Origin of the sequence: Tepidimonas sp. (assembly GCF_036824975.1) — a bacterium.
GTDB lineage: Bacteria > Pseudomonadota > Gammaproteobacteria > Burkholderiales > Burkholderiaceae_C > Tepidimonas.
Window position 1 is genome coordinate 1 of record NZ_DAISZC010000108.1, and the last position, 3,201, is coordinate 3,201.

Below are 3,201 nucleotides of genomic sequence, written 5' to 3' on the forward strand. Positions count from 1 at the left end.
TAATAGGGTACCGGTGCGAAAAACGCCAGCCACACGCATCCGGACTTACCCTGGGGGGCTGTCACCTGCGCTACCGGAGACTCTGGGGCAACCAGGGTCCTTGGCCGCGACGCAAGCCGCTGCGGTATTCCCGGCGAACGGCCAACCCCACTAGAATTGACGTTTACGTAAACGTCATGTTCCGGGGTCGTGTCACCCCTGCCCGGACTGTGACACACTCGGATTGTGCCCATCGCCGAGGAGACTGCCGATGACCCAGCTCAGCGCCGACTACCGCGCCCTGGCCGACTACCGCCCCGCGCACAAAGTGCGCTTCGTCACCGCCGCCAGCCTGTTCGACGGGCATGACGCGGCCATCAACATCATGCGCCGCATCCTGCAGAGCATGGGGGCGGAGGTGATCCACCTGGGCCACAACCGCTCGGTAGACGAAGTGGTGACCGCCGCGCTGCAGGAGGACGTGCAGGGCATCGCGGTCAGTTCTTACCAGGGCGGGCACGTGGAGTATTTCAAGTACATGGTGGACCAGCTGCGCGCGCGCGGCGGCGAACACATTCTGGTGTTCGGTGGCGGCGGCGGGGTGATCGTGCCCAGCGAAATCCGCGAGCTGATGGACTACGGCGTGGGCCGCATCTACAGCCCGGAAGACGGCCAGCGCATGGGCCTGCAGGGCATGATCGGCGAGATGTTGATGCGCTGCGACCGCGATCTGTCGGCGTTGGCGCCCACGACGCTGGAGGCGATCCGCGGCCACTCCGACGCCGCCTGGCGCGCGCTGGCGCAACTGATCACGGCAGTGGAAAACGGCCGCGCCGACGCGGCGCTGCTCGATGGGCTGCGCCAAGAGGCGGCCGGTGCCCGGGTGCCGGTGCTGGGCATCACCGGCACCGGCGGCGCGGGCAAGTCCAGCCTCACCGACGAACTCATCCGCCGCCTGCGGCTGGACCAGGACGATGCGCTGCGCATCGCCGTCATCAGCATCGACCCCAGCCGACGCAAGAGTGGCGGCGCGCTGCTGGGCGACCGCATCCGCATGAATGCCATCGGCCCGTGGCAGAGCGGCCCGCGCGTGTACATGCGCAGCTTAGCCACCCGCGAGGCCGGCAGCGAGATCTCGGCCGCGCTGCCGGACGTGATCGCAGCGTGCAAGGTGGCGGGCTTCGACCTGGTGATCGTCGAAACTTCGGGCATCGGTCAGGGCGATGCGGCCATCGTGCCGCACGTGGACGTGCCGCTGTACGTGATGACGCCGGAGTTCGGCGCCGCCAGCCAGCTGGAGAAGATCGACATGCTGGACTTCGCCGAGTTCGTGGCCATCAACAAGTTCGACCGCAGGGGCGCGCTGGACGCCCTGCGCGACGTGGCCAAGCAGGTGCAGCGCAACCGGCAAGCCTGGACCACTCCGGTGGAGCAAATGCCGGTGTTCGGCACCATGGCGGCGCGCTTCAACGACGACGGCGTCACCGCGTTGTACCAAGCGCTGCTGCCCCGGCTGGCCGCGCTGGGCTTGGCGCTGCCGCTGGGCGCCGAGGGCGGACGGCTGCCGCGCGTGGCGACACGCCACAGCTCCCAGCACGGCGCCATCGTGCCTGCGGCGCGCACGCGCTATCTGGCCGAAATCGCCGACACGGTACGGGCATATAAGCGGCGCGTGCAGCGCCAGGCCCGGCTGGCGCGCGAGATCCAACAGCTGCGCGCCAGCGCCGAGATGCTGCGCGTGGACAAGCCCACGCGCGCCAAGGCAGCCGAAGCGGCACTCGACCTGGCCCAGCAGCGCGAGGCGCAACTCGACGCCGACGCGCGCAAGCTGCTGCAGCAGTGGCCCGACATGGTGCGGGCCTACGCCAGTGATGAGTACGTGGTCAGGATCCGCGACAAGGAGATCCGCACTCAGCTCACCCACACGACGCTCAGCGGCAACAAGATCCGCAAAGTGGTGCTGCCCAAGTACGAGGACCACGGCGAGCTGCTGAAGTGGCTGATGCTGGAAAACGCCCCTGGCAGCTTCCCGTACACCGCAGGCGTTTTTGCCTTCAAGCGCGAAAACGAAGACCCGACGCGCATGTTTGCCGGCGAGGGCGACGCCTTTCGCACCAACCGGCGCTTCAAGCTGCTGTCCGAAGGCATGCCGGCCAAGCGGCTGTCGACCGCGTTCGATTCGGTCACGCTCTACGGCCACGACCCCGACCCGCGCCCCGACATCTACGGCAAGATCGGCAACTCGGGCGTGTCGATTGCCACACTGGACGATATGAAGGTGCTGTACTCGGGCTTCGACCTGTGCGACCCGGCCACCAGTGTGTCGATGACGATCAACGGCCCGGCCCCCACCATCCTGGCGATGTTCTTCAACACCGCCATCGACCAGCAGCTCGACAAGTTCCGCGCCGACAACGGGCGTGAGCCCACCGACACCGAAATCGCCAAGATCAAGGAATGGGTGCTGGCCAACGTGCGTGGCACCGTGCAGGCCGACATCCTGAAAGAAGACCAGGGTCAGAACACCTGTATTTTTTCTACCGAGTTCAGCCTGAAAGTGATGGGCGACATCCAGGCCTACTTCGTCCACCACAACGTGCGCAACTTCTACTCGGTGTCCATCAGCGGCTACCACATCGCCGAAGCCGGCGCCAACCCGATCAGCCAGCTGGCCTTCACCCTGGCCAATGGCTTCACCTACGTCGAGAGCTATTTGGCCCGCGGCATGCACATCGACGACTTCGCGCCAAACCTGAGCTTTTTCTTCAGCAACGGCATGGACCCGGAGTACACGGTGCTGGGCCGGGTGGCACGGCGCATCTGGGCGGTGGCGATGCGCGACAAGTACGGCGCCAACGAGCGCAGCCAAAAGCTCAAATACCACATACAGACCTCGGGGCGCAGCCTGCACGCGCAGGAAATCGCCTTCAACGACATCCGCACCACGCTGCAGGCGCTCATTGCCATCTACGACAACTGCAACAGCCTGCACACCAACGCCTACGACGAGGCCATCACCACCCCGACCGAGGAGTCGGTGCGCCGCGCCATGGCCATCCAGCTCATCATCAACCGCGAGTGGGGGCTAGCCAAGAACGAAAACCCCAATCAAGGCAGCTTCATCATCGAAGAACTGACCGAACTGGTGGAGGAGGCAGTACTGGCCGAGTTCGAGCGCATTGCCGAGCGCGGCGGCGTGCTGGGCGCGATGGAGACCGGCTA

The 3,201-nt window shown here is 66.1% G+C and carries 1 protein-coding gene; it reads left to right on the forward strand.

Annotation, left to right across the window (positions count from 1 at the left end; all coding sequences use genetic code 11):
• Window positions 1-250: 250 nt before the first annotated feature.
• The coding region (gene icmF, locus V7Z54_RS09620) for a fused isobutyryl-CoA mutase/GTPase IcmF (protein ID WP_334136168.1) at window positions 251-3,201 on the forward strand (2,951 nt) is incomplete at its 3' end.